The following is a 24,443-nucleotide window of genomic DNA, read 5'->3' as shown; positions in this document are numbered from 1 at the left end:
AGGATGAGGAAAAAGAGGCAGGTGCGGCAGCTGGGGATGGAGCAGGCACGCCCGGCGGAAATCAGGGTGTGTCGAGCACGATGCGCAGCGCGGCCGGCGGCTGCGGGTCATTGCGCCGGGCGGACAGGCGGCCCTGCTCCATGCGGGAGAGGTCGACCTGCCAGCCTGCGGCTGCGGTGGCCCGGCCCTGCAGCCAGTCGAACAGGGCGGCAATGGGCAGATCGCTGCCGGTCAGCTCCTGCACCAGTGCCGGTAGCGAGTCCGAGGTCTTGCGCTCCTCGCCTTGTTGCAAGCTTGCCTGTCCCGGTTCCCAGAGCAGACGCGCCAGTGTCGAGCCCAGGGGCGTGAACAGCAGCAGCTCGCCGCGCTGGGGGGTGCCCAGCAGCTCGAAGCCTGCGCTGAAGGATTGGTTTTGCGCATCTTCCACCTGCAGCGCCAGCCGGCCCGCCCAGTGGCCTGCAGCGGTGGGGGCGGTTGCGTCGGCCTGCAGCTGGCGGGGTGGCAGGGTACAGCCGGCCAGGGCCAGCAGTGCGGCGGCGGCCGCCGTGGCGCACAGCTGCCTGCGTGCAAGGGCGGGATGCGGCAATCCGGGCACGGCGCGGTGGCTCAAAGCGAGACGCCCAGGCGGCGCAGGGTTTCGCGCAGGGTCGTGTTGTCAGGACTGGTGGCCAGGCCCTGGCGCCAGATCTTCTGCGCGCGTTCGCGATCACCCTTGGCCCAGAGCACTTCGCCCAGGTGTGCGGCGATCTCCACGTCGGGGCGTGATGCGTAGGCGCTTTCGAGCAGCCTGAGGGCTTCGTCCAGGTCGCCCCGGCGGAATTTCACCCAGGCAAGGCTGTCGGTGATGAAGGGGTCGCCAGGCGACATTTCCAGCGCCTTGCCGACGAGCTTTTCGGCTTCATCCAGATGGATGCCGCGTTCGGCGAAGGAGTAGCCCAGCGCGTTGTAGGCGTGCTGGAAATCGGGCTGGCGCGCGATGATGCCGCGCAGCAGCCGCTCCATTTCATCATGCTTGCCAATGCGCTCCGCCAGCAGGGCGGTGTCATAGGCGAGCTCGGCGTCTTCAGGGTCCTGCTTTTGCAACTCGGCCTGCAGCGCGTAGGCCTGTGCATTCTGATTGGCATCGCGCAGCAGCTGCACTTCGGCCAGGCGCTTGAGCCGCTGCTGGCTGAGGCCGCTGGCGGGCACGGCCTCGATGAGGGCGCGGGCTTCCTTGAGCTTGCCCTGGCGCGCGAGCAGGGCGGCACGGCGCGCCTGCACGCTCAACAGATTGGGCGCGTCGTCGATGCGGCGCAGCAGGGCGTCGGCCTCGGCGAACTTGCCCTGCTTTTCTGCAATCTGGGACTGCAGCAGGTAGTACTGGGACTGGCCCGCACTGCGCGCCACACCGGCGGGAATCTGCGGCACGAGCTTGCCGAAGCGCTCGGTGGACGCCTGGGCTGCATCCACGTCGTTGGACTGCAGCTGCAGCGCGGCCAGGGTGGCCCAGGCTTCGGCGTAGTCGGGGGAGTCCACGGTGATGGAGACCAGTTGCTGGCGGGCCTCGTCCAGGCGCTGCTGGCCCAGCAGCACGCGGGCATAGGCCATGCGCATCTGGGCTGAAGGGTTCTTGGCTAGGTAGCGTTTGACGATGGGCTCCGCCTCGGGCATGCCGGCTTCCAGCAGCTCCATGGACAGCAGGGCCACGGGGCCGGTGTCGGGTGTCAGCGCCTGTGCCTTTTGCACGGCCTGCATGGCGGCAGCCTTCTGCCCGGCGCCCAGGCGCATGTGGCCGATGGTGGCCCAGGCCAGCGGGCCGCTGGCGGGGTTGTCGGTCTCGCCCGCCATGGCCTGCTCGACCACATCGGCCGCCAGGGCCTTGTCGCTGGCGTTGTTGTAGAGCTGGGTGATGCCCAGGTAGGTGGCGGGCTTGGAGGGCGCAGGCGTGGCCTCGATCTCCCGCTTGAGATAGCTGCCGGTATCGGCGATGCGGTTCAGTGCCACCAGGATCTGAAGCACGAAGCGGTTGGCGTCGCGGGACTGGGGAAAGGCGTCGAGCCAGGCGCGGGCGTTGGCCAGTGCGCGCTCGCCGGAGCGCGACTGCAGCGCCAGCTCGGTGCCGCGCCGGTACAGCTGCTCGCTGCCGCTGGTGCGAGCGGCCTCCATCATCATGGCCTGGGCGTCGCCCAGCGCACCTTGGCTGGCGGCGATCTCGCCGACCAGGATCTCGTAGAACAGCTCGGCGTTGAGGGCGGCGCGATCGTCCTCCGCAGAGGCGGCGGCGGACGAGGGAGGTTCGGGGGATTCCGTCTCGATGGTGGCTGCGGTCTTGCCTGGGAGTGCCCAGGCAGTGGCGGAACCCATGGCCAGGGCTGCTGCCACGGCAAGTCCCTGAAGGCGAAGGCGATGATCCATCGAACCATAATAATCGAAGCCCAGACCACATTTCGCACAACTACAGCACAACCCGGATCGCATGCCTGAATTGCCAGAAGTAGAAGTCACGCGGCGCGCTTTTGCCGCGCAGATCGCCGGAGCGCGCATTGAATCCGTGGCCTTGGGCAAGCCCTTGCGCTGGCCGTTGGGCATTGCCCCCGAGCTGCTGGCCGGGCGCGATGTGCACGGCGTGCGCCGGCGCGGCAAGTATCTGCTGATGGAGCTGAGCGAGGGCCTGCTGATGCTGCACCTGGGCATGTCGGGCAGCCTGCGTTTCGTGGCCCCCCATGAAGCACCGCTGGGGCCAGCAGGAACGCATGACCATTTCGACCTGCAGACCAGCAAGGGCCTGCTGCGGCTGCATGATCCGCGGCGCTTTGGTGCGGTGATGTATGTGGCGGCCGAGAGCGATCCCTGGGCGCGCAGGCTGCTGGACCATCTGGGGATGGAGCCGCTGGATGACAGCTTCTCGTTCGAGACCTTCCGGGCCGGCCTGAAGGCCAGCCGCACGCCCATCAAGCAATTGCTGCTGAACGGCAGCGTGGTCGTGGGCGTGGGCAATATCTATGCGTCCGAGGTGCTGTTTATGGCGCGCATCGCGCCCACGCAGCCGGCCTGCGAGGTCGGGCCGCGCAAGGTGCGCCGGTTGTTCGAGGAGATCCGCCGCGTGCTGGCCCTGGCGGTGGAGCAGGGCGGCACGACGCTGCGCGATTTCTCCGCGCCCGACGGCATGGCTGGCCACTTCCAGCTGCAGGCCAAGGTCTATGGCCGCGAAGGCCTGCCCTGCACGCATTGCGGCTCGCCCGTGCAAATGCTGCGCCAGGGGCAGCGCAGCACCTACTTCTGCGCGCGGTGCCAGAAGGCGGGATGATCGCTTCAAAAAACGGAGCGAATTCTCAACGTCTCGTAACGCCTGTTGCGGCTGCATTGCGGGAGGTCCCGCGAAGCATTTGCAGAAAACGCCTGTTTCTTTAAATTTCAGGCACCAACCGCTGAAGATTGATGGTGAAATATTGTTTCATTTGTAAATGAACGATATTTTGCCCGTAATCCCCCCGTTCCAGGGGCCGGCCTTGGGGCGCCGCAGCAGGCAAAACGGGGCGACGGTGCTATATTTTGAAGAGAACAGGCATCACGCTTGCGGCGCAATGTCGAGGCGATCACTAGGCATCGGCAGACATTGGCGATGCAATGGCGGGGGAAACACGTGGGACCATCATTCAACGAGCAATTCGACCAGCACGGCGCATGGCGCCGCGGCTTTGCGCAGCAATTGCATGCGCTGCGCGAATGGCTGCAGTCCCAGGAGCTGCTGGATGTCGCGGTGCAGGAGCGGCTGCAGCGGCTGGAAGCCCAGGTGCGTGGTGACAAGGTCATGGTGGCCTTCGTGGCCGAATTCTCGCGCGGCAAGTCCGAATTGATCAATGCGGTCTTTTTCGCCCACTATGGCCGCCGCCTCATGCCGGCCAGCGCAGGGCGCACGACCATGTGCCCCGCCGAACTGGGCTGGGAAGCCGAGCTGCAGCCCAGCCTGCGCCTGCTGCCCATCGATACGCGCGAATCGCTGGAAAGCCTGGGCCAGTGGCGCGCCCGTCCCGAGGCCTGGCTGCAACTGCCGCTCGACGTGAACAATGCCCAGCAGATCGCCGACACGCTGGCCAAGGTGGCCGAAGTGCGCAAGGTTTCCGTGGAACTGGCGCGGACCTGGGGCTTCTGGCATGACGAGGACCAGGGCGGCAATCCCTTCGTGGATGAGCAGGGCCTGGTCGAGGTGCCCATGTGGCGCCATGCGCTGATCAACATGCCCCACCCCCTGCTCAAGCAGGGGCTGGTGATTCTGGATACGCCCGGCCTGAATGCCGTGGGCGCCGAGCCCGAGCTGACCGTCAACCTGATCCCCCAGGCCCATGCCGTGGTCTTCGTGCTGGCGGCCGATACCGGCGTGACCAAGTCCGATCTGGCCATCTGGCGCGACCATGTGCTGCCGCCCGATGTGGCTTCCGGCCAGCATGCGCTGGCCGACTCCCGCCTCGTGGTGCTCAACAAGATAGACACGCTCTGGGACAGCCTGAGTTCCGCGTCGCAGGTGCAGGCCCAGCTGCAGCGCCAGCGCCAGGAGTCGGCACAGATGCTGGGCCTGCCCATGGAGCGGGTGCTGCCCGTGTCGGCGCAAAAGGGCCTGGTGGCCAAGGTCTCCAGCAACGATGCGCTGCTGCAGGCCAGCGGACTGCCCGTTTTCGAGAACATGCTGGCCGAGGGCATCATGGGCCAGCGCCAGAAGGTGCTGCAGACGGCCGTCAGGGCCAATGTGCAGCAGTTGCAGGTCGAGGTGGAGCGCGTGCTCAACATCCGCCGCCGCGACCTGGACGACCAGATGGCCGAGCTGCGCAGCCTGCGCGGCAAGAATGCCAGCGTCATCGCATCCATGCGCCACCGCATCGAGAGCGAGCAGCAGGATTTCGATGCCAGCGCCGCCAGGATCCAGGCCGTGCGGCTGGTGCACATGCGCATGCTGCGCGACATCTTCCGCCAGCTGGGCTCCAGCGCGCTCAAGCAGGAGCTGGTCGACCTCAAGGATGCGCTGGAGCAGCGCGGCCTGAAGCTGGGCGCCCGCAAGGTCTATGCCGAAACCTTCGAGCGCCTGCGCACCGTGGCGACCCGGGCCCAGACGCAGGCCGGAGAGATCCAGTCCATGCTGGGCGCGACCTTCAAGGAGCTCAATGCCGAGTTCGGCTTCTCGCTGCAGGCTCCGGCCCAGCTGGAACTGGCCGAGTTCGGCGCCGACCTGCAGCGCATCGAGGCCAGCTACACCCAGTACCTGGGCCTGGGCCACGCGCTCAGGCGCAGCAATCCTGCGTTTGCGCAGCGCCTGATCAAGGCGCTGGCGATGCGGTTGCGCACGGTGTTCGAGTCTGCGGCCAACGACGTGGACATGTGGAGCAAATCCGCCACGGCCCAGCTCGATGCCCAATTGAAGGAGCGCAAGCGCAGCTTTGCCCGCCGCATCGAAGCGGTGGACCGCATACAGAATGCGGCCTCGGGCCTGGTGGAACGCATTGCCGAGATCGAGACCGCCGACGAACAGCTCACGGCCTTGCAGCTGCAGCTGGGGCAGGCCACCATGGAACTGCTGCAACCCCTGTCGCCCACGCCCGCCTTCCCCGGCCTGGCAAAGGCTGCACAGGAAACTTCACTGACTGCTTGATATCTTGACCTTTCCCTCGATTGCCACGCCCGTCGTGCAGTGGCAGGCGTCGCATGGACGCAATCACCTGCCCTGGCAGCAGACGCGCGATCCCTACCGCGTCTGGCTCTCCGAAATCATGCTGCAGCAGACCCAGGTGAGTACCGTGCTGGGCTACTACCAGCGCTTTCTCGATGCCTTCCCCGATGTCGCCAGCCTGGCGGCCGCACCGCAGGACGCGGTGCTGGCGCTGTGGAGCGGCCTGGGCTACTACAGCCGCGCGCGCAACCTGCACCGCTGTGCCCAGGCCGTGGTTCAGGACTGGGGTGGTGCCTTTCCACGCAGGGCCGAGGATCTGGCCACGCTGCCCGGCATAGGCCGGTCCACGGCGGGCGCCATCGCCTCCTTTTGCTTTTCCGAGCGTGTGCCCATCCTCGATGCCAACGTGCGGCGTGTGCTCACGCGCGTGCTGGCCTTCGATGCGGATCTGGCTGTTGCCAGGAATGAGCGCGAACTGTGGGACCTGGCCCAGCAGCTGTGCCCCACCGAGGATCTGCAGCAGGCCATGCCCCGCTATACCCAGGGCCTGATGGACCTGGGTGCCACCATCTGCACGCCGCGCAAGCCCAGCTGCCTGGTCTGTCCGCTGCAGCCGCAGTGCCGCGCGGCGCGCTTTGGCAATCCCGAAAATTATCCCGTGCGAACGCGCAAGCTCAAGCGCAGTTCCGAGGCCTGGTGGCTGCTGATCGCCGTGGACGGGCAAGGCCGCGTCTGGCTGGAGCGCCGTCCGCAGCAGGGCATCTGGGCGGGGCTTTATGCGCCGCCCGTGTTCAACGGGCGCGAGGCGCTGGAGCAGGCGGCGGCACAGCATTGGCCAGGAGCGGCACCCCTGGACTGGACCGATCTGCCCGCCTTCCTGCATGTGCTCACCCACCGCGATCTGCACCTGCATCCGGTGCGCGTGCGCTTGCAGGGCGTCGGCATCGATGCCGCCACGCCGGACGGCCAGGGCTGCTGGGCCGATGCCGGAGCCTGGGCCGACATGGGCCTGCCAGCCCCGGTGCGCAAGCTGCTGGATGCGCAGTTCGCGGGCTGAGGCCACGGCCGGCCCGGCTGGCTAGAACCTGCGGCGCGGCAGCAGCAGGGCGCATCGCAGCAGCATCCAGGCCAGCCACTGCTCCCGCGCGCCGGGCGTGCGCCTGGCGCGTGCGGTGGCGTCGGCAATGTGCAGGCGCAGTGAGCCAAGGGCATGGCGGTCCCCGCTTTGCACGGCCTGTTGCCAGGCCTGCTCGCAGCGCTGGCGCTCCAGCGCCTGATTGTCCGGGCTGCGGATATCGCTGATGGCGGTGATGGTGCTCATGGCTGCAGCGCTCCCACGGTGGGTGGGGTGCCCGCGCCTTCACTGGAGCGGTCGCCATCCTGCCGGCCGAAGGCATACCAGTCCACATGCCGCGTGCAGACCATGATCAGGGCCAGCACCGCGAACAGCGCGATCGATCCCACGATGAGCGCGCTTTGCTCCAGTTGCAGCAGCACGTACAGCAGGCCGTAGAGTGCGGCGATGCCCGCCGCAAACGGCAGGCCGCGGCGCAGGCTGCCCAGGATGTGGCTGGCGTAGTAGGCCAGCAGCAGCACGCAGGCCGAGGCGGCAATGCCGTAGGCGCTGGCAAATCCCATGTGCTCCGACAGGCTGATCAGCAGCAGGAAGAAGCTGCACAGCGCCGATCCCACCAGCAGGTACTGGATGGGATGCACGCGCAGCTGCTTGAGCACCTCGAACAGGCCGACGGCCACGAAGGTCAGTACCACGAAGAGCAGGCCGTACTTGGTGGCGCGGTCGCTCAACGAGTAGGCGTTGATGGGGTCCACGAAGTCCGTATCCAGCGATTCCAGGCAAGGGCCGCTGTTGGGGGCATGGGCGGTGGCCGCGTATTCCTCCATGTCGCGGCGGCCAGGCTGGCACAGCGGCTGCTGGTCAGTGAAGGACTGGCGTGCGGATGAAGCCAGGGCCGAGAGGTTCCAGCTGGCTTCGAAGCCCTTGTCGCTGATCTCCCGCCGGTTGGGCAGAAAGCTGCCACCGAACGAGGGATGGGGCCAGTCGGCCGACAACTGGACCTGGCTGTGGCTGCCCAGCGGCACGAAGGCCAGCTTTTCGGTGCCCACCAGTTCCAGGGCAATCTTCAGTTCAAGGGGCCCGTCCTTCTTGAGCAGGGCCGGCGCCAGTTCCGCCTGCAGGCCCTGCGAGTAGCGCTCCAGTGATGTGCCGGGGCCCACGTCCAGGCTCTTGCCATCGGCTTCGATGGTGGCCGAGCGTATGCCGCGCGGATCGGTGAGCGACAGCGCCACCCGCAGTGCGCCGCAGCGCACGGTCTGGTTGGCCGCCGTGTCGATGGAGGGCTTTTCCAGGTACTGGGCGGCGTTCGTGAAGCTGGCGCTGATGCTGTCCTGCATGGCATAGGTGCTGACCTGGTGCAGGCCGCGCGAGCGCTCCTCCATGCGCGCCGTGGCCTGGTGGCGCAGTTGGTCGGGCAGCAGCATGCGCTGGAACTGGCGCGTGGTCCATTCGGTCTTGCTGCCTTTTTCCACGCCCGTGGTCTCGGTGCAGTTTTGCACCAGCACCGGGCCCATCAGCGTCTGGCGGCCAGCCAGGCTGGCGACCACGCCCTGCACGGCGTTGTCGCGGTTGCGTATGCGGTCCCGCACCACGTCGTGTATCAGGCCCAGGCCCAGCATCAAAAGGCCCAGCATGACCAGCAGGGCCACGCCTTTGGCAAGCAGTCGGTTCTTCATTCCACATCCCGTTCGTTGATCGTGGACGCAGTCTGGGCGGGGGCTGTGTGGCCGGAATGAAGTGTGTGAAGCGGGTGTGAAGTCGGATTCGCAGGGCCGATAGGGGCGGCGTCAGTGTGCCCGCAGTGGCCAGTTCAGCGTGACACGCAGCCCGGGCTGGGCGTTGGCGGCCTGCATGCTGCCGCCGTGCAGCAGCATGATGCGCAGCACGATGGACAGGCCCAGGCCCGTGCCGCTGCGCTCTCCGTTGGGGCGGGGGGTGGTGAAAAAGCGTTCGCCCAGCCGGCCGAGTAGCACCTCGGGCACGCCGGGGCCGTGGTCACGCACGCTGACGCGGCCGGGCTCCAGGTCCACGTGGATGCTGCTGCCCTCGGGGGCGAAGTCGATGGCGTTGCTCAGCAGGTTGCTCAGGGCCAGCACCACCAGGTCCTGCTCCCAGGGGCCGCTGCTGTCCTGGCCTTGCAGCACCAGCTGGATGCGGCGCTGGTGCGCTGCGCTGTGGACTTGCTCCATGGCCTGTTCGGCACAGGCCTGCAGGCTGCAGGCCGTGTGCGGGTGCAGGGCGCGGCGCTGCTCCAGCTGGCTCAGGCGCAGCAACTGGTCCACGAGGTTTTGCAGGCGCTGGCACTGGTCCACCACCTGGCGCGCGAACAGTTCGCGGTCGGCCGATGGCAGGTCTTCCTGCAGCAGCTCGCCTGCGCCACGGATGGCAGCCACGGGGCTCTTGAGCTCGTGCGTGAGGGCGCGCACATAGCCTTCGATGTAGTCGCGCCCTTCCAGGCGGCTGCGCATGTTCTCCATGGCGCGGGCCAGCTCGCCCAGCTCGCCGGGCATGCGCGGGGCCTCGGGCATGGGGGGCGCCGTGGTGGGCGAGGCGGCCTCGTTGAGCGTGGGCGCCTGTACCTGCTGGGCATAGCTGCGCAGGCGCCGCACATGGATGACCAGCCACCAGGTGACGGCAAAGCCCACGCCGGCCGACAGCAGCAGGAACAGCAGGCCGCCGCGCAGCATCTTGCTTTCCGCGCTGTCCACGATCTTCTGCACCGAGTGGGCGGGCTTGGAGGCGGTGAGCACGCCCGCCACGCGGCCATCGACCATGATGGGTGCCGAGACATACATGACGCTGCTGGCCTCGTCGTTCTGCACCTCGCGCGTGGTGCGTGCGCCGTATTCGCCGCGCAGCGTGCGGTACACGTCGCGCCAGCGCGAGTAGTCGGCGCCCTGGTCCAGGCCAGCCGAGTCGAACAGCACCAGGCCCTTCTGGTCCGTGACGGTGACGCGCATGTCCAGGCTGGTCTTGCGCGTGTCCCAGATCCAGACCTTGACGGTCTGGTTGGCATAGGCCTGCATGTGGTGCGCGAAGCGGCTGTCCGCGGGGCTTTGCTGCAGCACGCCGCTGGCCATGTCGTCGCTGGCCAGCGCGGCCAGGGCGTAGGCGGTCTCGACCAGCGTGTCCTCGGTCACCTTGCGCACGCTGGGCTTGACCTCGACCATGAAGACGCGCAGCACGAAGAATGCGGCCAGGCCGTTGATGACGAAAAAGGCGAAGAACAGCCGCAGTCCGAGGCGCATGGCGTGCTGCGGTGGCTCAGCCCGGCAGCGTCAGGCTGTAGCCCATGCCGCGGTGGGTGGTGATGAAGTCCTGCTGCGGCGCCTGGGCGCGCAGCTTGGCGCGCAGGGTCTTGACGTGCGTATCCACGGTGCGGTCCGTGCTGTCGCTGTCCTGGCCCCAGATGCTGTCGAGCAGGAACTCGCGGCTGAGGATGCGCCCGGGGCGCTCCAGCAGGCAGCGCAACAACTGGTACTCGCGCCGCGTCAGCTCCAGGGGCACACCCTGCATGCGCACGCGCTGGCCCTGTGGATCGATGCTGAACAGGGCATCGGCCGGAGCTGCGCTGGCCGTTGGCGCGGGCTGCAGGCGCTGCACACGGCGCAGCAGGGCGCGGGTGCGGGCCACCAGCTCGCGCGGGCTGAAGGGCTTGGTCAGGTAGTCATCGGCGCCCAGCTCCAGGCCCAGCACGCGGTCCATTTCCTCGCCGCGTGCGCTGAGCACCAGCAGCGGCACGGCGGCGCCGGCCTGGCGCAACTCGCGGCACCAGTCCAGGCCGTTGCCGTCGGGCAGGCCCACGTCCAGCAGCAGGGCATCGGGCGGCTGTGCCTGCCATTGCGCGCGTGCATCGGCCAGCTGCAGGCAGTGGCGCACGGCGATGCCGTCGCGCTCCAGCGCATAGCAGACGGTGCGTGCGATGGCGGGGTCGTCCTCCACCAGCAACACACGCGGGGCGTTCGTCATCGGCAAGCCTTGCATCGCAGTGTTCCGGAGGCGGGGCCTGCCGCTCAGACGTCGTGCGCAAGCAAGTCGGCAGGCTTGAGCGTGGGCCGGCTGTCCAGCGATCGGTGCCGGCACAGCGTGGGCCAGCGCGGGGCGAAGTGCCGCGCCAGTTCCTCGACCAGGAAGACCGAGCGGTGCTGGCCCCCCGTGCAGCCGATGGCCACGGTGACATAGCTGCGGTGGTTGCTGGCCATCATGTCCAGCCAGGACTCCAGGAACTGCTGGATGTCGCGCCGCATCTGGTCCACGCCGGGCTGCTGGCGCAGGAACTCGGCCACGGGCGCGTCCATGCCGGTCAGCGGGCGCAGCTGGGGTTCGTAGTGCGGGTTGGGCAGCATGCGCACATCGAATACATAGTCGGAATCCGAGGGCAGGCCGTGCTTGAAGCCGAAGGACTGGAAGACCAGCGTCATCTGGCCCACCGGGGCCGCAATCAGCTCCTTGATATAGCTTTGCAGCTGGGACGAGCGCAGGTGGCTGGTGTCGATGACATGCGACTTCTCGCGCAGGTCGCCCAGCAGCTCGCGCTCGGTTTCTATGTCCTGGACCAGGGCGCGGCGGCCTTCGGCGACCGGCCCCTGCGACAGCGGATGGCGGCGCCGGGTTTCGGAGAAGCGCCGCACCAGGGTGCCCGTGGTGGCGTCCAGAAAGACCAGGTGGGGCACTACGCCCTGGCGCTGCAGCCGTTCCAGCTGGCCGGGCAGGTGGGGCAGTCCGCCGGCGCTGCGCGCATCCATGGCGATGGCCACCTTGTTGCTGTGGCGGCCATGCTCCAGTTCGACGAAGGCGGACAGCAGCTCGGGGGGCAGGTTGTCCACGCAGTAGTAGCCGGCATCCTCCAGCGCATGCAGGGCGACGGATTTTCCCGATCCGGACATCCCGGTGATCAGCACGATCTCAAGCGACATGGCATCAGCCTCCATTGGTGTTGCGCGCGCCGTTGGCCGCGCGTCCCGGCTTGGACCGTGTGCGGTCGGCATCGGCCTGGGGCCGCTGCCGGCCGGCCCGTCGCGGGGGTGGGCGGGGCGCGGGTGCCTGGCGCGCCATGGCCAGCATTTCGCGGGCATGGGCCATCGTGGTTTCGGACTGGCGCTCGCCGCCCAGCATGCGCGCCAGCTCGGCCTCGCGTGCGGCGCTGTCCAGCGGCTGCACGGTGCTGAGCGTGCCTTGCCTTGCGCGCTGCTTGGCCACCAGGTAGTGCTGGTCGGCGCAGGCGGCAACCTGCGGCAGGTGGGTGACGGACAGCACCTGCCGCGATCGGCCCAGTGCGTGCATGAGGCGGCCCACGGTCTCGGCGACGGCGCCGCCCACGCCCGAGTCCACCTCGTCGAAGATCAGCGTGCCGGCCTCGCCCAGCTCGCTGGTGGTCACGGCAATGGCCAGCGAAATGCGCGACAGCTCACCGCCCGACGCCACCTTGGCAATCGGCTTGGGACTGGCCCCAGGATGGCCGGCAACCAGAAAGGCCACGCTGTCCACGCCAAAGGCACCGGGGGAGTCGGCCGTGGACAGGGCGGCCTCGAACAGGCCGCCTTCCATGCCCAGGCCCTGCATGGCCTGGGTGATGGCGCGCGACAGGCGCGGCGCAGCCAGTGCGCGCTGCTGCGACAGCACCCGGGCGCTGGCCTGGTAGTGCTGCTGCGCCGATTGCTCGGCCGCATGCAGGGCCTCGATGTCCACGGCGGCGTCCAGCTGCTGCAGCTCCTGGCGCCAGCCGGCCAGCAGTGCCGGCAGTTCATCGGGTGTGCGGCGGTAGCGGCGCGCCAGCTGCATCCACAGCGACAGGCGTTCATCGAGCTCGGCCAGGCGCTCGGGGTCCAGGTCGGCGCGGCGCAGATAGCTTTGCAGCGAATGGCGCGCATCCTGCGCCTGGGCCATGCATGAGGCCAGCACGTCGGCAATGTTCTGGAAGTCGGGCTCCAGGTGCTCCTGGTTCTGGATCAGGTGGCTGGCGCGGCCCAGCGGAGTGATCACGCCGGCCTCGTCGTCCTCCAGCATCTGCAGCGTGGTCTGGGCGGTGTCGATCAGGGTCTGGGCATGGGACAGGCGCGTGTGCTGGGCATTGAGCTCGTCCCACTCGTCGGCCTGCGGGGCCAGCTTGTCGAGTTCGGTGATCTGCCACTGCAGCCGCTCGCGCTCGCGCTGCAGGCTGTCCTGGGCGGATTGCGCATGCTGCAGCGCCTGCCGGGCCTGGGACCAACGGCTCCAGCAGCCCTGGACCTCGCGGCTGTCGATGCCGGCATAGGCGTCCAGCAGCGCGCGCGCCGCATCGGGCCGCGTGAGGCTTTGCCAGGCATGCTGGCCGTGGATGTCGATCAGCTGCTCACCCAGGGCGCGCAGCTGCGTGGCCGTGGCCGGCGTGCCGTTGATCCAGGCGCGGCTGCGGCCCTGGATGTCCACCGTGCGCCGCAGCAGCAGGCTGCTGTCCTCGCAGGCCAGGCCTGCGGCCTCCAGCCAGGGGCGCAGCCGCGCGCAGCCGTCGAACTCCACGCAGATGTCGGCCTGGGTGCAGCCTTCGCGCACCACGTCGGCGTCGGCGCGGGCGCCCAGGGCCAGCTGCAATGCGTCGATCAGGATGGATTTGCCGGCGCCGGTCTCGCCGGTCAGCACGGTGAAGCCCGCATGCCAGTCCAGATCCAGTGCCTGCACGATCACGAAGTCGCGCAGAACGATGCGCTTGAGCGCCATGGTCAGGCGCCTCCCTCGTTCCAGCCCAGTTTCTTGCGCAGCGTGGCGAAGTAGTTCCAGCCCTTGGGATGCAGAAAGCGCACGCTGTGGTGGGCGCGGCTCACGAGGATGCGGTCGCCGTGCTGCAGCGAGGCCAGGGACTGCATGTCGAAATTGGCGCTGACATCGCGCCCGGCCACGACCTCGATCGTGACCTCGTTGGCATCGGACAGCACGATGGGGCGGTTGGACAGGTTGTGCGGCGCAATGGGTGCCATGACCCAGGCGGGGATGGAGGGGTGCATCATCGGCCCGCCAGCGGACAGCGCATAGGCCGTGGAGCCCGTGGGCGTGGCCACGATCAGGCCGTCGGCGCGCTGGTTGGAGACAAAGCGGCCGCCCACCTCGATGCGCAGCTCCACCATGCCCGAGGTGCCGCCGCGGTTGACCACCACGTCGTTCATGGCCAGGGCCTCGAACACGCACTGGCCGTCGCGGATCACGCGGGCGCACATCAGGGGACGCAGGTCCTCCTCGTATTCGCCCTGCAGCATGGGCGTGAGCGTGGCCTCGAAGTCCTCCAGCGCGATGTCGGTGACAAAGCCCAGGCGGCCCTGGTTCACCCCGATCAGGGGCGTTCCGTATTGCGCCAGGTGTCGGCTCACGCCGAGCATGGTGCCGTCGCCGCCGACGACCAGGCCCAGGTCGCAATGCCTGCCCAGGCCATCGACATCGAGGGTGGGGTAGTCTGTGAGCCCTGCGTGCAGGGCCGATTGGGTATCAAGCACGACTTCGCAGCCCTGGCGCCTGAGGAAGTCCGCAATGCGCTCAAGCGCGTTGCTGGCATTCTCGGACGGGGCGCTTGCGCTGGGAGCGTGGTACTTCCCGATCAAGGCAACGTGGCGAAACGTGGACGTCATTTCTGGAAATTACATCATTAAAATCATCACATGCTCGACGAACGTGCCAAGTTGTTGCTCAAAGCGCTGATCGAGCGTTATATCGCTGACGGCCAGCCTGTGGGCTCGCGAACCCTGTCGCGTGCGTCGGGGCTTGAATTGTCGCCTGCCACGATACGCAATGTGATGGCTGACCTCGAAGACCTGGGGTTGATCATCAGCCCGCACACCTCGGCGGGCCGCATTCCGACCGCGCGGGGCTACCGGCTGTTCGTGGACACCATGCTCACTGCAGACCGTGCCGATATCGTGACGCCCGAGCTCGTGCCCGAGCAGCCGCAGAAAGTCATCGCCAACGCCGCCAACCTGCTGTCCAGCCTTTCCCAGTTCGTGGGGGTGGTGCTGGTGCCGCGCCGCACCTCGGTGTTCAAGCACATCGAATTCGTGCGGCTGTCGGAGCGGCGCTTTCTGGTCATCATCGTATCGCCCGACGGTGACGTGCAAAACCGCGTCATCTTCACCGACGTGGACTACTCGTCCTCGCAGCTGATCGAAGCCTCCAACTTCCTCAACAGCCACTACGCGGGCCTGGCGATGGAAGAGGTGCGCGAGCGCCTCAAGGGCGAGGTGGAGCTGCTGCGCGGCGAGGTGGCCACGCTCATGCAGGCGGCCGTCAACATCGGCACGGAAGCCATGACCAGCGCCCAGGAGGACGTGGTCATCGCGGGCGAGCGCAACCTGCTGTCGGTCAGCGATTTCTCCAGCGACATGGGCAATCTGCGCCGCGCCTTCGACCTGTTCGAGCAAAAGACCCAGATCCTCAGGCTGCTGGATTTTTCCAGCCAGGCGGAAGGCGTGCGCATCTACATCGGCGGTGAAAGCCAGGTCGTGCCTTTCGAGGAGCTGTCCGTGGTCAGCGCGCCCTACGAGCTCGACGGCAAGGTGGTGGGCACGCTGGGCGTGATCGGGCCCACCCGCATGCACTACGACCGCATGATCCAGATCGTGGACATCACCTCCAAGCTCGTCAGCAATGCGCTGAGCCACAAGCGCTGAGTCCTGCGGGTTAGGCTCTACAATAGTTGTTTGCCATGGTCGGCATCCGTGCTGCCTTGGTGAATCAGGGGCCTTAGCTCATGCTTGGTTAGAGCAGCGGACTCATAATCCGTTGGTGCCCAGTTCGACTCTGGGAGGCCCTACCATCCATTGGTATGAAAAGCCTGCCGCCTTTCCGGGCGGCAGGCTTTTTTGCTGGGCGCACGGCGCTGCATGGCGATGCCATCGCCCGGTTGCCAGGGAATGCGGCCGCCGGGTTTTTTGCAGAAATATGGCGCTTTTGTCCGGGAGCCCCAAAACCCGCTGCTACAATGCGAAGCGTTGCGGCTGTAGCTCAGCTGGATAGAGTACTTGGCTACGAACCAAGGGGTCGTGGGTTCGATTCCTGCCAGCCGCACCAAAAAACGCAAAGCCCTGAAGTTGAAAGACTTCAGGGCTTTTTCGTTTTCCGCATCTGCATCCCTGAAATGCCAGTCAGGCCTGTTCCGCTTTCGGCAGCACGATGCTGAAGGCGCTGCCCTGGCCGGGCGTGCTTTCTATCTCAAGCCGCCCGCCATGTCGGGCGGCCACGGTGCGCACGAAGGCCAGGCCCAGGCCCACGCCGTCGAGGTGCTGGTGATGGTCCAGGCGCTCGAACGGCTGGCTCAGCCGGGCGACGGCCTGCCCATCCATGCCGGGCCCGTGGTCCCGGATGGTGATGCGGCAATGGCCTGCGTCCTGCCGCAGCAGGCATTGCACCGTGGCGGGGTTTGCCTGATCTGCGCGCGCTCCGTACTTGATGGCGTTGCCGATCAGGTTGACGGCCGCGCGGTGGAGCATGCCCGCATCGCCCAGCACGGGGCATTCCTGTTCGGGCAGGTGGAACTCCAGCTGCACGTGGGCCGCAGAGGCCTGGGCCCAGCAGCTTTCCACGGCCTGGTCCAGCACCAGGCCCAGGTCCAGCCGTTCCCGGCGCAGCGCCTGCTGCTGGGCGCGTGCCAGGTGCACGAAATCGTCGGCCAGCTGCAGGGAGGCCTGGGCATAGCCTTCGATGCGCGGCAGCAGGAGGCCGAGGTCGGGCGCCTGTACGGCGCCGCGCTGCATCTCCAGCAAGGTGATGATGGATGCCACGGGCGCACGGATGTCGTGCGAGATGAACTGCATGGCCAGGTCGCGCTGGGCCTGGGCGCTGCGCAGATCGCTGATATCGACCAGGGTAATCAGCCAGCCCGTGGTCGGCGGTGCCTCGAAGGTCTGGGTCAGCAGCATCAGGCTGCGTCCCATGGGGTCGCGCCCCTCGCTGCTGGGCGGCAGGCCGTGGGCGGCAAGTGCCTCGGGCGTGAGCAAGGGCTGGCCGGCGGACGCGCCGGCTGCCGTGTCCAGTGCCCGCAGACCATCGAGCAGCCGGGGCAGGGCATCGCCGGCCCTGAGGTCATGCCCCAGGCTGCGCGCATAGGCGTGGGCTGCGGCATTGGCCAGCAGCACATGGCCCTGCCGGTCGCAGACAAAGGTCGGCGAGGGCAGCTGGCGCAGGCTTTCGCTGACGAAATGGTGCAGGGCGCGCAGTTGGCGCGAAGCCTGCTCCACGGCCGCGATGCGCTGATCCAGCAGGTCGCCGCCCAGGCGCAGCGCGGTGGGCAGGCCCTGCCCCTGCAGGTCGCGCAGCTCCAGCGCCAGAAAGCGCGCGGCGGCGCGCAGGCGCAGCCAGCTCCATAGCGGATAGGCCAGGGCCAGGCCCAGCAGGCCGGCTGCAGGCGCCGTCTGCACCTGCCACAGGCGCGGTGCAAGCCCGGCCAGAGAGAGGCAGGCCAGGGCCAGCAGCGCGCAGGCCAGCATGCCGCCCGACGGGCCCAGCCAGGCCAGGGCCAGCAGGGCCAGCAGCACGGCTGCCGCATTGAGCGCGCGGTTGAGCGTGGCCGACGCGGGATGCACATGCGAGCCCTGCAGGCTGCCGTTGAGCACATGGGCCAGCATCTCCACGCTGGAGATGGGCCGCGCGCTGGTGCCCAGCGGTGCGGTGAAGCGGCTGCCCAGGCCGGTGGCCGTCGTGCCGATGAGCACGTATTTGCCGCGGAATGCCGCTGCAGGAATGCGGCCGCGCAGCACGTCGATGTAGGAATAGGTGGTGAAGGGCGAGCGGTCCCTGGCGCCTTGCTCCGGCCTGGCCTGTGCAAAGGCAATGATCTCCTGCTGGCGGCGTTGCCAGGAGAGTGCGTCGGGGTCCATGGGCGGCACGGGCTCCGGGCGGGCGCATGCGCGGCCGTTCTCGCCCACGCAGTGCAGGGCCAGCGCCATGTGCCACCAGGGCTGCTGCGCACTGCCTTCTATGGCATGGAAGCCGCGCACCGCGCCATCGGCGTCCACGGGCAGCTGGGTATGGCCCAGCGCCGCTGCGGCCTGTGCGAAGGCCGGCAGCGGACCACTGCCTGGCGCCACGGGCAAGACGGTGCGGCCGCTGCGCTGCAGAACGCGCGCCAGCAGCAGGTCGTCGCCGGGGTAGTCCAGGTCTTCCTCGCTGAGCATCACGTCCAGGCCTATGGCGCGCGGCGGTGCCTGGCTGATGCGCTCCAGCAGGCCGGCGTGCAGGGCGCGGCGCCAGGGCCAGCGGCCAATGGCGTCGATGCTGGCATCGTCGATGGCGACGATGACGATGTCCTGCGATGCCTTGGGGCGGTGCAGCCAGCTGGCCGTGTCCTGGACGAAGCCGTTGATGCGGTCGAGTTGCCCGTCGCCGCTGAGCCAGAACACCAGGGACAGCAGGCCCGCCGCCAGCAGCAGCCAGTCCCGCCGCAGTCCACGGCCACGCCCAGGCGCTGGCTGCGCCGGCGTGGCGGGGCTGTCAGGCGGGGGCGGCTGGGTGGACAAGCGCGGTCAGGGAATGAACGGGCACGGCTACTGGCGCTGCAGGCGCTCTCCGTTGCCCGAATGCATCATCTCGCCGCTGGCGTCGACGATCCAGCTGCCGGTGCGGAACTGGCGCGCGGCCGAGAAATCGCTGCGCAGGCCGTTGGCATCCTCGATCTGCAGGCGCAGGTAGTAGCTGCCTGCGGGCAACTCCTCGGTGCTCCATTGCGGCTGGTCGGTCCAGAGGTCCACCAGCGGCGCGGTGAACTCCTGGTCGCGCGCCACCATCACGTGGTAGCGCTGGCCGGGCTCGCCGCTCCAGCGGATCTGGCGGCTGCCTTCTGCGGGGCCGCCGCCCATCTGCAGCGCGCTGGCCGAGGGCTGGGGAGGAACGGCCGCCAGTCGCATGGCCTGGGCTGCGGCAAACGGGCCCTGGTCGGGCTGTCCATCGGCCAGCGTGCGAATGCTGGCGGCACGCCAGAGATAGCGTCCGGCCGGCAGGCGGGCCAGCGTGGTGGCGGGCAGTGTGCAGTCGTTCAGGTCGCGTGCATCGATGGCGGGCTCGGCAAAGCCGGCCTGCGCATCGGCAGAGACGACCTGGATGCGGTAGCGCGCGGCGCCCACGACCTGGGTGCATTGCAGGCTGGCACGGCCCAGGCCCACGGTGGCGTCGGCCTGGGGGGATTCATACAGCGGCGGCACGGGATGGGCCTTGACGCGCAGGGCGCGGCGGCTGGCGGCGCCCGGAATGCCCTGGGCATCGATGCCGCGCAGGGACAGCACGTAATCACCGTCCTCCACGCCCGCCAGGCGCAGCGGCGATGCCGTGGCCTGGAAGCTGGCGCTGCGCAGCACCTGGGTCATGTCGGCATCGCGCGACAGCTGTAGCTGGTAACGCACGGCGCCCGGCAAGCCGGGCAGGGGCAGGCTGATCCAGTTGGCGTCTTCCGCCAGCGCGGGCCACGCCGTGATGTCGGGCGCACCCAGCATGGGGCGGGGCTCGCCCACGCGGCCATTGGCGGCCACGGCCACGCCCTGGCCCGGGCTCAGCAGCGCATCGCCAGTGTTCGCGCTTGAGGCGTCGGAGCCCACGGCGACGGTGCCTTCATCGACGGCGGCTGCCGTGCTGCCGGCGGCATCAGCCTGGACCAGGAAGCGGGTGCCGCGCACGCTGGTCGATGCAGCGGGCGTGCGGATCTCGAAGCGGCGCTGTGCGTTGCCGGGCTCGGGCGGCACGGAGGCCTCGACGCCGCCCTCGCGCAGGTCCAGCACGGACTGCAGGCTGCCGGCACGGCCCTTGCGGCGCATCTGGCGCAGCACCACATCGGACTGCGACTGCACGCGCACCAGGGAGCCATCGGCCAAGCGCACGGCGACGAATGCGTCCGGGGCCAGCTGCAGGCGCTCGCCTTCCTGCAGCGTCTGTCCCTTGCGCAGGGGCTGGCCCGCATCGTCTCCGGCCGCGCCCTGCGTATCGGCCAGGTGGTCCAGCGGGCGCGTGCTGCGCGCATCGCCCTGCACGAATTCCACGGAGGCCACGGCGGCGCGCAGCAGGCGCACGGGGATCTCCAGCACGGAGCCGGGCCGCAGGCGGTAGGGGTTGGCCACGCCGTTGTGCTGCTGCAGGTCGGTCCACTGGCGGGCATCGCCCAGGTAGCGGGCCGCCAGCTGCTCCAGCGTGTCGCCGGCGACGACCCGGTGTGCCATCGTGTCGCCGTTGCGGCCCGCGGGTTTGATCTGGGCCTGCGCGCCGCCCAGGCCCAGCAGGCCGAGAGCGGCCAGCATGCAGGCCCGCGATACGGGCCTGCCCAGGGCGGCAGGCATGTGTACGGTCATGATGCCTGCTGCAGCGCCTGCAGCGCTGCGTCGGGCACATCGAGGCGATAGCCATAGCCGTACACGGCACTGATGGCGTAGGGCTGTCCGGCGCGCAGGTTCAGCAGGGCGCGCAGGCGCGAGATATGCGTGTCCAGCGAGCGCGACTGCACTTCGGCGTTGTGTCCCCACACGGCTTCGCGCAGGTGCTCGCGCGACAGCAGCCGGCCCTGGTTCTGGAACAGGGTCAGGGCCAGCGTGTACTCGCGGTGCGTCACCTCGATGGGCTGGCCGTGCATTTCCAGGCTGTTGGTGGTGGTGAGGAAACGGTAGGGGCCGAACTCCAGCACGCTTTGCGTGTTCACCGGATAGGCGCGGCGCAACAGGGCGGCCATGCGCGCGCGCAACTCGGCATGGCGCACGGGCTTGACCATGAAGTCGTCGGCGCCGCAGGACAGGCCCTCGACGATGTCGGCCTCTTCGCTGCGGTGGGTGATGATGAGAATGGGCAGCTCGCGGCTGACATGGCCACGCGCCCATCGCACCAGGTCCGTTCCTTCCATGTCCGGGAGGTGCCAGTCCACGATCAGCAGGTCGAAGCTCTCGCGGCGAAGCTCCAGTTGCAGGGCCGAGCCCGTCTGGTAGGTGTGGCAGCTGTGGCCCGTCTCCAGCGCGACCTGACGCAGCATCTCCAGTTGCAGCGGATCATCGTCCAGAGCAGCTATACGCATCCAAATGTCCTTTCACGCACGCGCCGCAATCCCGGCGCCGAGCCCGCGGGCAAGACTGCCCGCAAATAGGCGGTTTCTCAAGCGAAGCTTACCCTTACTCTGCGGCATCGCGCAGTTGCTGCAGGGCGGCCAGCACCAACTGGGGGTCTGCGGGCTGCAGCCGGGGCTGCAGTGCGGACAGGGCCGTCTCGCCTTCCCTTTGCAGCTGGCCGATGGCCTGGCCGGCTTCCTTGGGGGCGTCGAAGCCCAGACTTTGCAGCAGCAGCTGGCCGTCGGCGGCGACGAGCTTGAAGTAGAACTTGCCGTCGGCTTCGCGGTATTGCTTGAACTGGGGCAGGGCCTGCCTGGCGGCCTTGGCCTTGGCGGCCACGGGCGCCTGTGCCAGGCTGCGCAGGCCGACGGCCGAGCGCAGTTCGCGGATCAGGGGCAGGGTCTCGCGGCGGGCCTTGGCGGCGCCGGCCTGCAGGATGTCCTCCAGCTCGGCAGGGTGGGCCACCAGGTGCTCGTAGCGCTCGCGCATGGGGGCCAGCTCGCGGTCGATGCGCTCGAACAGCTGCTGCTTGGCATCGCCCCAGGCAATGCCTTCGGCGTACTGGCGGCGCAGCGCCTCGGTTTCCTCTTCGCTGGCAAAGCCCTGGTAGATCTGGAACAGGGCCGAGCCCTCGACTTCCTTGGGCTCGCCGGGCGTGCGCGAGTCGGTGGTGATGCTGCCGATGAGCTTGCGCAGCTGCTCGCGCGAGGAGAACAGCGCGATGGTGTTGTTGTAGCTCTTGCTCATCTTGCGACCATCCAGGCCGGGCAGCGTGGCCACGTTCTCCTCGACCTGCGCCTCGGGCAGCGTGAAGAACTCGCCGCCGTAGATGTGGTTGAAGCTGGAGGCCATGTCGCGCGCCATCTCGATGTGCTGGACCTGGTCGCGGCCCACAGGCACCTTGTGCGCATTGAAGGCCAGGATGTCGGCCGCCATGAGCACGGGGTACATGAACAGGCCGGCGGTCACGCCGTCATCGGTCTCGGTGCCGTCCGCATGGTTCTTGTCCACGGCCGCCTTGTAGGCGTGGGCACGGTTGAGCAGGCCCTTGCCGGTCACGCAGGTCAGCAGCCAGCACAGCTCAGGGATCTCGGGAATGTCGGACTGGCGGTAGAAGGTCACATGCTCGGGGTCCAGCCCGGCCGCCAGCCAGCTGGCCGCGATCTCGATGGTGGAGCGCTGCACGCGTGCCGGGTCCTGGCATTTGATCAGGGCGTGGTAGTCGGCCAGGAAGTAGAAGTTCTCGACCTCGCGCGAGCGGCTGGCCGCGATGGCCGGGCGCAGCATGCCGGCATAGTTGCCGAGGTGCGGGGTTCCGCTGGGAGTGATGCCGGTGAGGAAACGGATGGTGCTCATGACGGGAGGCTTCGACAGGCAAGAGAGAAAAACAGGGAGCCGCAGAGACAGCCGGTGGGCCGTTCTACAGCGCGTTCAGCGCAGCAGCGCGATCAGCGGGGTCAGCGCGAAGTCGATCACGGCGTAGCCCAGGTCCATCAGCGGGCGCAGCCACAGGCTGCCGACCACGCCGGCGATGACCAGGCCCATGACGATGAAAAAGCCCCAGGGCTCGATGCGTGACACCCACTGCGCCTGACGCCAGGGCAGCAGGCCGACCAGGATGCGGCCACCGTCCAGCGGCGGCAGCGGAAACAGGTTGAAGGCCCACATCACCAGATTGACCAGGATGCCGGCACGGCACATTTCTATGAAGAAGCGCTCGCCCACGCCCGATCCCACCAGAACCACCAGCAGCACGCCCCACAGCAGGGCCTGCACGAAATTGGAGGCCGGGCCTGCCAGGGCCACCCAGATCATGTCGCGCCTGGGGTTGCGCAACTGGTCGAAGCGCACGGGCACGGGCTTGGCGTAGCCGAACAGAAAGGCGCCCGAGGTGGCGAAGTACAGCAGCAGCGGCATCAGGATGGTGCCGATGGGGTCGATGTGCTTGATGGGGTTGAGCGTGATGCGTCCCATCATGGCGGCCGTGTTGTCGCCGAAGTGGCGCGCGGCATAGCCGTGGGCTGCCTCGTGCACCGTGATCGCGAAGAGCACGGGCAGGGCATAGATGAGTACGGTCTGGATGAGGTTGGAGATGTCCACGGCGGGCATTGTCTCAGACGCTGGCCACCCTTGCCGCTGGCAGCCGCCAGAGCCCGTGCGCTGCGCTCTGGCCGCGTAGATATGGTGGTTTCCCGCAGATTGGCAATGCCCCATTCTGTGTTGCAAAATGAAACAGCGATGAGATGGTTCCCTCAACAGGTTTTTCACCAAGGCCCTCGGGCCATATGTACAAGAGGTGGCACGTGGGCGTACTGGGCTTGGGCAGGCTGCCGATAGGCTGGCGGCTGGTGATTGCGTTCGGCGGTATCAATCTGCTGGTCTTCACGATGATGGCGGTCACGGTGTTTTCACTGGGGCAGGCCGAGCAGGCGCTGGCGGCCGAGGGGGCGACCACGGTGGCCGAGCAGGCGCTTGTGCACACGCGCTGGTGGGTGCTGGGGCTGGGCGCTGCCGTTTGCGTGCTGGCTCTGGTGGCCTGGTTCAGCCTGCGGCGGGGAATCGTGCAGCCGCTGGGTCAGGCCATCCTGATTGCCGAGACCGTGGCGGCCGGTGATTTGAGCCAGGAGTTCTCGACCGAGCTGCAGGGCGACTTCGGCCGCCTGCTGGGCGCGCTGGGCACCATGGAGGACACGCTGACCGAGCTGGTCGGCCGCATCAAGCAGTCCACGGATTCCATCGGCCTGTCGGCCGGCGAGATCGACGCCGGCAACTCCGACCTGTCGCGCCGCACCGAGGCCCAGGTCTCGGCGCTGGCCCAGACGGCCGCCAGCATGGAGCAGCTCACCGCCACCGTGCGCCAGAACGCCGACCGCGCGCATTCGGCCAGCGGCCTGGCCGTCGATGCCTCGTCCACCGCCAAGCGTGGCGGGGCCGTGGTGAGCGAGGTGGTGCAGACCATGGAGGCCATCAGCGGCAGCTCGCGCAAGATCGTGGACATCATCCAGGTCATCGAAGGCATCGCCTTCCAGACCAATATCCTGGCGCTCAATGCCGCCGTGGAGGCGGCGCGTGCGGGCGAGCAGGGCCGGGGCTTTGCCGTCGTGGCCAGCGAGGTGCGCAGCCTGGCCGGGCGCTCGGCCGAGGCCGCCAAGCAGATCAAGGAACTGATCACCACCAGCGTGCGCCAGGTGGAAAGCGGAGCCGGCCTGGTCAACCAGGCGGGCGCCACCATGCAGGAAATCGTGGGCGCCGTGGGACAGGTATCGGGCCTGCTGGGCGAAATGTCGCAGGCGCTGCGCGAGCAAAGCGAGGGCATCGCCCAGGTCAACGCCGCCGTGGGCCACATGGACAGCGCCACCCAGGAGAACGCAGCCCTGGTGCAGCAGGCCTCGCGCGCGGCCTCGGCGTTGAGCGAGCGCGCCCAGGATCTGGAGCAGGCGGTGGGCGCCTTCAAGCTCGATGACGAACCCGAGTCTGCGGCGGGCGCGGGGTTCTCGGCAGCGCAGGCCAAGCCTGCGCTGGCCCCGTCCGTTGCCGTGGCGTCCGCAGCAAGTTCGCCAAGTTCGCCAAGGCCACAGCAGCGTGCGCCGACTCCTGCGGCCCGGTCGCTGCAGTCGCTGGAATTGGCGCAGCACTGATCTGCATCTTTCTCGTCAGCGTCCCTTCACAACACAAACGCCGGGCTTGCCCGGCGTTTGTG

The 24,443-nt window shown here is 68.3% G+C and carries 19 protein-coding genes and 2 tRNA genes; 7 read left to right on the top strand and 14 right to left on the bottom strand.

The window, feature by feature from the left end:
• Positions 1–61: 61 nt before the first annotated feature.
• Together DACI_RS27475 and DACI_RS27470 are read right to left on the bottom strand one after the other, a co-directional pair.
• Positions 62–610 carry an outer membrane lipoprotein LolB gene (locus tag DACI_RS27475; RefSeq protein ID WP_012207229.1) on the bottom strand — a complete coding sequence of 183 codons (549 nt, stop codon included), beginning with the start codon at positions 608–610 and terminating at the stop codon, positions 62–64.
• Entirely contained in the window at positions 607–2,394 is a 1,788-nt protein-coding gene (locus DACI_RS27470; RefSeq protein ID WP_012207228.1) for a tetratricopeptide repeat protein, read from the bottom strand. The genes DACI_RS27475 and DACI_RS27470 overlap by 4 nt, the downstream gene beginning before the upstream one ends.
• Positions 2,395–2,455: 61 nt before the next feature.
• Here DACI_RS27470 and mutM point away from each other — a divergent pair, with 61 nt between their 5' ends.
• The 3 genes from mutM to mutY all read left to right on the top strand — a co-directional run bounded on the left by mutM (position 2,456) and on the right by mutY (position 6,695).
• Positions 2,456–3,286, top strand: a complete 831-nt coding sequence (mutM, locus tag DACI_RS27465) for a bifunctional DNA-formamidopyrimidine glycosylase/DNA-(apurinic or apyrimidinic site) lyase (protein ID WP_012207227.1) — start codon at positions 2,456–2,458, stop codon at positions 3,284–3,286.
• Between the two features lie 336 nt (positions 3,287–3,622).
• On the top strand, positions 3,623–5,620 hold the full coding sequence (locus DACI_RS27460) for a dynamin family protein (RefSeq protein WP_043782806.1): 1,998 nt from the start codon (positions 3,623–3,625) through the stop codon (positions 5,618–5,620).
• A gap of 4 nt (positions 5,621–5,624) precedes the next feature.
• Entirely contained in the window at positions 5,625–6,695 is a 1,071-nt protein-coding gene (gene mutY / locus DACI_RS27455; protein WP_012207225.1) for an A/G-specific adenine glycosylase, read from the top strand.
• A gap of 21 nt (positions 6,696–6,716) precedes the next feature.
• On the opposite strand, the gene DACI_RS27450 is transcribed toward mutY, so the two are convergent.
• From DACI_RS27450 to DACI_RS27420, 7 genes are all read right to left on the bottom strand, one after another.
• Positions 6,717–6,959: a hypothetical protein gene (locus tag DACI_RS27450; protein WP_012207224.1), complete on the bottom strand. Its 243-nt coding sequence runs from the start codon at positions 6,957–6,959 to the stop codon at positions 6,717–6,719.
• Entirely contained in the window at positions 6,956–8,389 is a 1,434-nt protein-coding gene (gene creD, locus DACI_RS27445; protein ID WP_012207223.1) for a cell envelope integrity protein CreD, read from the bottom strand. Before creD ends, DACI_RS27450 begins: the two co-directional genes overlap by 4 nt.
• A 111-nt stretch (positions 8,390–8,500) precedes the next feature.
• Positions 8,501–9,961: a two-component system sensor histidine kinase CreC gene (creC, locus tag DACI_RS27440; RefSeq protein ID WP_012207222.1), complete on the bottom strand. Its 1,461-nt coding sequence runs from the start codon at positions 9,959–9,961 to the stop codon at positions 8,501–8,503.
• A gap of 16 nt (positions 9,962–9,977) precedes the next feature.
• Positions 9,978–10,697, bottom strand: a complete 720-nt coding sequence (creB, locus tag DACI_RS27435; RefSeq protein WP_012207221.1) for a two-component system response regulator CreB — start codon at positions 10,695–10,697, stop codon at positions 9,978–9,980.
• Positions 10,698–10,726: 29 nt separating this feature from the next.
• Positions 10,727–11,629 carry an RNase adapter RapZ gene (gene rapZ, locus DACI_RS27430; protein WP_012207220.1) on the bottom strand — a complete coding sequence of 301 codons (903 nt, stop codon included), beginning with the start codon at positions 11,627–11,629 and terminating at the stop codon, positions 10,727–10,729.
• A gap of 4 nt (positions 11,630–11,633) precedes the next feature.
• The gene (gene recN / locus DACI_RS27425; RefSeq protein WP_012207219.1) at positions 11,634–13,409 is read right to left on the bottom strand and encodes a DNA repair protein RecN; all 1,776 of its coding nucleotides are present in this window, start codon (positions 13,407–13,409) and stop codon (positions 11,634–11,636) included.
• A 2-nt stretch (positions 13,410–13,411) separates the two neighbouring features.
• Positions 13,412–14,308, bottom strand: a complete 897-nt coding sequence (locus DACI_RS27420; RefSeq protein WP_012207218.1) for an NAD kinase — start codon at positions 14,306–14,308, stop codon at positions 13,412–13,414.
• Between the two features lie 30 nt (positions 14,309–14,338).
• Between DACI_RS27420 and hrcA the strand changes: the two genes are divergently transcribed.
• From hrcA to DACI_RS27405, 3 genes are all read left to right on the top strand, one after another.
• Positions 14,339–15,343 (top strand): heat-inducible transcriptional repressor HrcA, encoded by a 1,005-nt coding sequence (gene hrcA, locus DACI_RS27415; protein WP_012207217.1) that lies wholly within the window; start codon positions 14,339–14,341, stop codon positions 15,341–15,343.
• Between the two features lie 67 nt (positions 15,344–15,410).
• Positions 15,411–15,489 (top strand) — tRNA-Ile (locus tag DACI_RS27410).
• Positions 15,490–15,666: 177 nt separating this feature from the next.
• A tRNA-Arg gene (locus DACI_RS27405) sits at positions 15,667–15,743 on the top strand.
• Positions 15,744–15,817: 74 nt separating this feature from the next.
• On the opposite strand, the gene DACI_RS27400 is transcribed toward DACI_RS27405, so the two are convergent.
• The 5 genes from DACI_RS27400 to DACI_RS27380 form a co-directional block, all read right to left on the bottom strand.
• Positions 15,818–18,187: a CHASE2 domain-containing protein gene (locus DACI_RS27400; protein ID WP_012207216.1), complete on the bottom strand. Its 2,370-nt coding sequence runs from the start codon at positions 18,185–18,187 to the stop codon at positions 15,818–15,820.
• Between the two features lie 27 nt (positions 18,188–18,214).
• Entirely contained in the window at positions 18,215–20,002 is a 1,788-nt protein-coding gene (locus tag DACI_RS27395) for a FecR family protein (protein ID WP_043782804.1), read from the bottom strand.
• Positions 19,999–20,712, bottom strand: a complete 714-nt coding sequence (locus DACI_RS27390) for a response regulator transcription factor (protein ID WP_012207214.1) — start codon at positions 20,710–20,712, stop codon at positions 19,999–20,001. The genes DACI_RS27395 and DACI_RS27390 overlap by 4 nt, the downstream gene beginning before the upstream one ends.
• A gap of 94 nt (positions 20,713–20,806) precedes the next feature.
• A complete protein-coding gene (locus tag DACI_RS27385; protein WP_012207213.1) occupies positions 20,807–22,099 on the bottom strand; it encodes a tryptophan--tRNA ligase in 1,293 nt (430 codons plus the stop codon).
• Between the two features lie 75 nt (positions 22,100–22,174).
• A complete protein-coding gene (locus tag DACI_RS27380) occupies positions 22,175–22,852 on the bottom strand; it encodes a site-2 protease family protein (RefSeq protein ID WP_043782802.1) in 678 nt (225 codons plus the stop codon).
• Positions 22,853–23,028: 176 nt separating this feature from the next.
• On the opposite strand from DACI_RS27380, the gene DACI_RS27375 reads away from it, so the two are divergent.
• Complete coding sequence (locus tag DACI_RS27375; RefSeq protein ID WP_043782800.1) at positions 23,029–24,381, top strand: methyl-accepting chemotaxis protein; 1,353 nt, start codon at positions 23,029–23,031, stop codon at positions 24,379–24,381.
• Positions 24,382–24,443: the final 62 nt, after the last annotated feature.

It is taken from the genome of Delftia acidovorans SPH-1, assembly GCF_000018665.1.
GTDB classification, from domain to species: Bacteria; Pseudomonadota; Gammaproteobacteria; order Burkholderiales; family Burkholderiaceae_C; genus Comamonas; species Comamonas acidovorans.
The sequence above is the reverse complement of the archived record's forward strand: the minus strand, read 5'-3'. Positions and strand labels throughout refer to the sequence as shown.

Bases quoted from the DNA above. Each gene is read 5' to 3' on its own strand.
- DACI_RS27420 (WP_012207218.1), bottom strand. From the start codon at position 14,308: ATGACGTCCACGTTTCGCCACGTTGCCTTGATCGGGAAGTACCACGCT.
- DACI_RS27385 (WP_012207213.1), bottom strand. From the start codon at position 22,099: ATGAGCACCATCCGTTTCCTCACCGGCATCACTCCCAGCGGAACCCCG.
- recN (WP_012207219.1), bottom strand. From the start codon at position 13,409: ATGGCGCTCAAGCGCATCGTTCTGCGCGACTTCGTGATCGTGCAGGCA.
- DACI_RS27470 (WP_012207228.1), bottom strand. From the start codon at position 2,394: ATGGATCATCGCCTTCGCCTTCAGGGACTTGCCGTGGCAGCAGCCCTG.
- creC (WP_012207222.1), bottom strand. From the start codon at position 9,961: ATGCGCCTCGGACTGCGGCTGTTCTTCGCCTTTTTCGTCATCAACGGC.
- DACI_RS27375 (WP_043782800.1), top strand. From the start codon at position 23,029: ATGTACAAGAGGTGGCACGTGGGCGTACTGGGCTTGGGCAGGCTGCCG.
- DACI_RS27395 (WP_043782804.1), bottom strand. From the start codon at position 20,002: ATGACCGTACACATGCCTGCCGCCCTGGGCAGGCCCGTATCGCGGGCC.
- DACI_RS27380 (WP_043782802.1), bottom strand. From the start codon at position 22,852: ATGCCCGCCGTGGACATCTCCAACCTCATCCAGACCGTACTCATCTAT.
- mutM (WP_012207227.1), top strand. From the start codon at position 2,456: ATGCCTGAATTGCCAGAAGTAGAAGTCACGCGGCGCGCTTTTGCCGCG.
- creD (WP_012207223.1), bottom strand. From the start codon at position 8,389: ATGAAGAACCGACTGCTTGCCAAAGGCGTGGCCCTGCTGGTCATGCTG.
- hrcA (WP_012207217.1), top strand. From the start codon at position 14,339: ATGCTCGACGAACGTGCCAAGTTGTTGCTCAAAGCGCTGATCGAGCGT.
- creB (WP_012207221.1), bottom strand. From the start codon at position 10,697: ATGCAAGGCTTGCCGATGACGAACGCCCCGCGTGTGTTGCTGGTGGAG.
- rapZ (WP_012207220.1), bottom strand. From the start codon at position 11,629: ATGTCGCTTGAGATCGTGCTGATCACCGGGATGTCCGGATCGGGAAAA.
- DACI_RS27450 (WP_012207224.1), bottom strand. From the start codon at position 6,959: ATGAGCACCATCACCGCCATCAGCGATATCCGCAGCCCGGACAATCAG.
- DACI_RS27390 (WP_012207214.1), bottom strand. From the start codon at position 20,712: ATGCGTATAGCTGCTCTGGACGATGATCCGCTGCAACTGGAGATGCTG.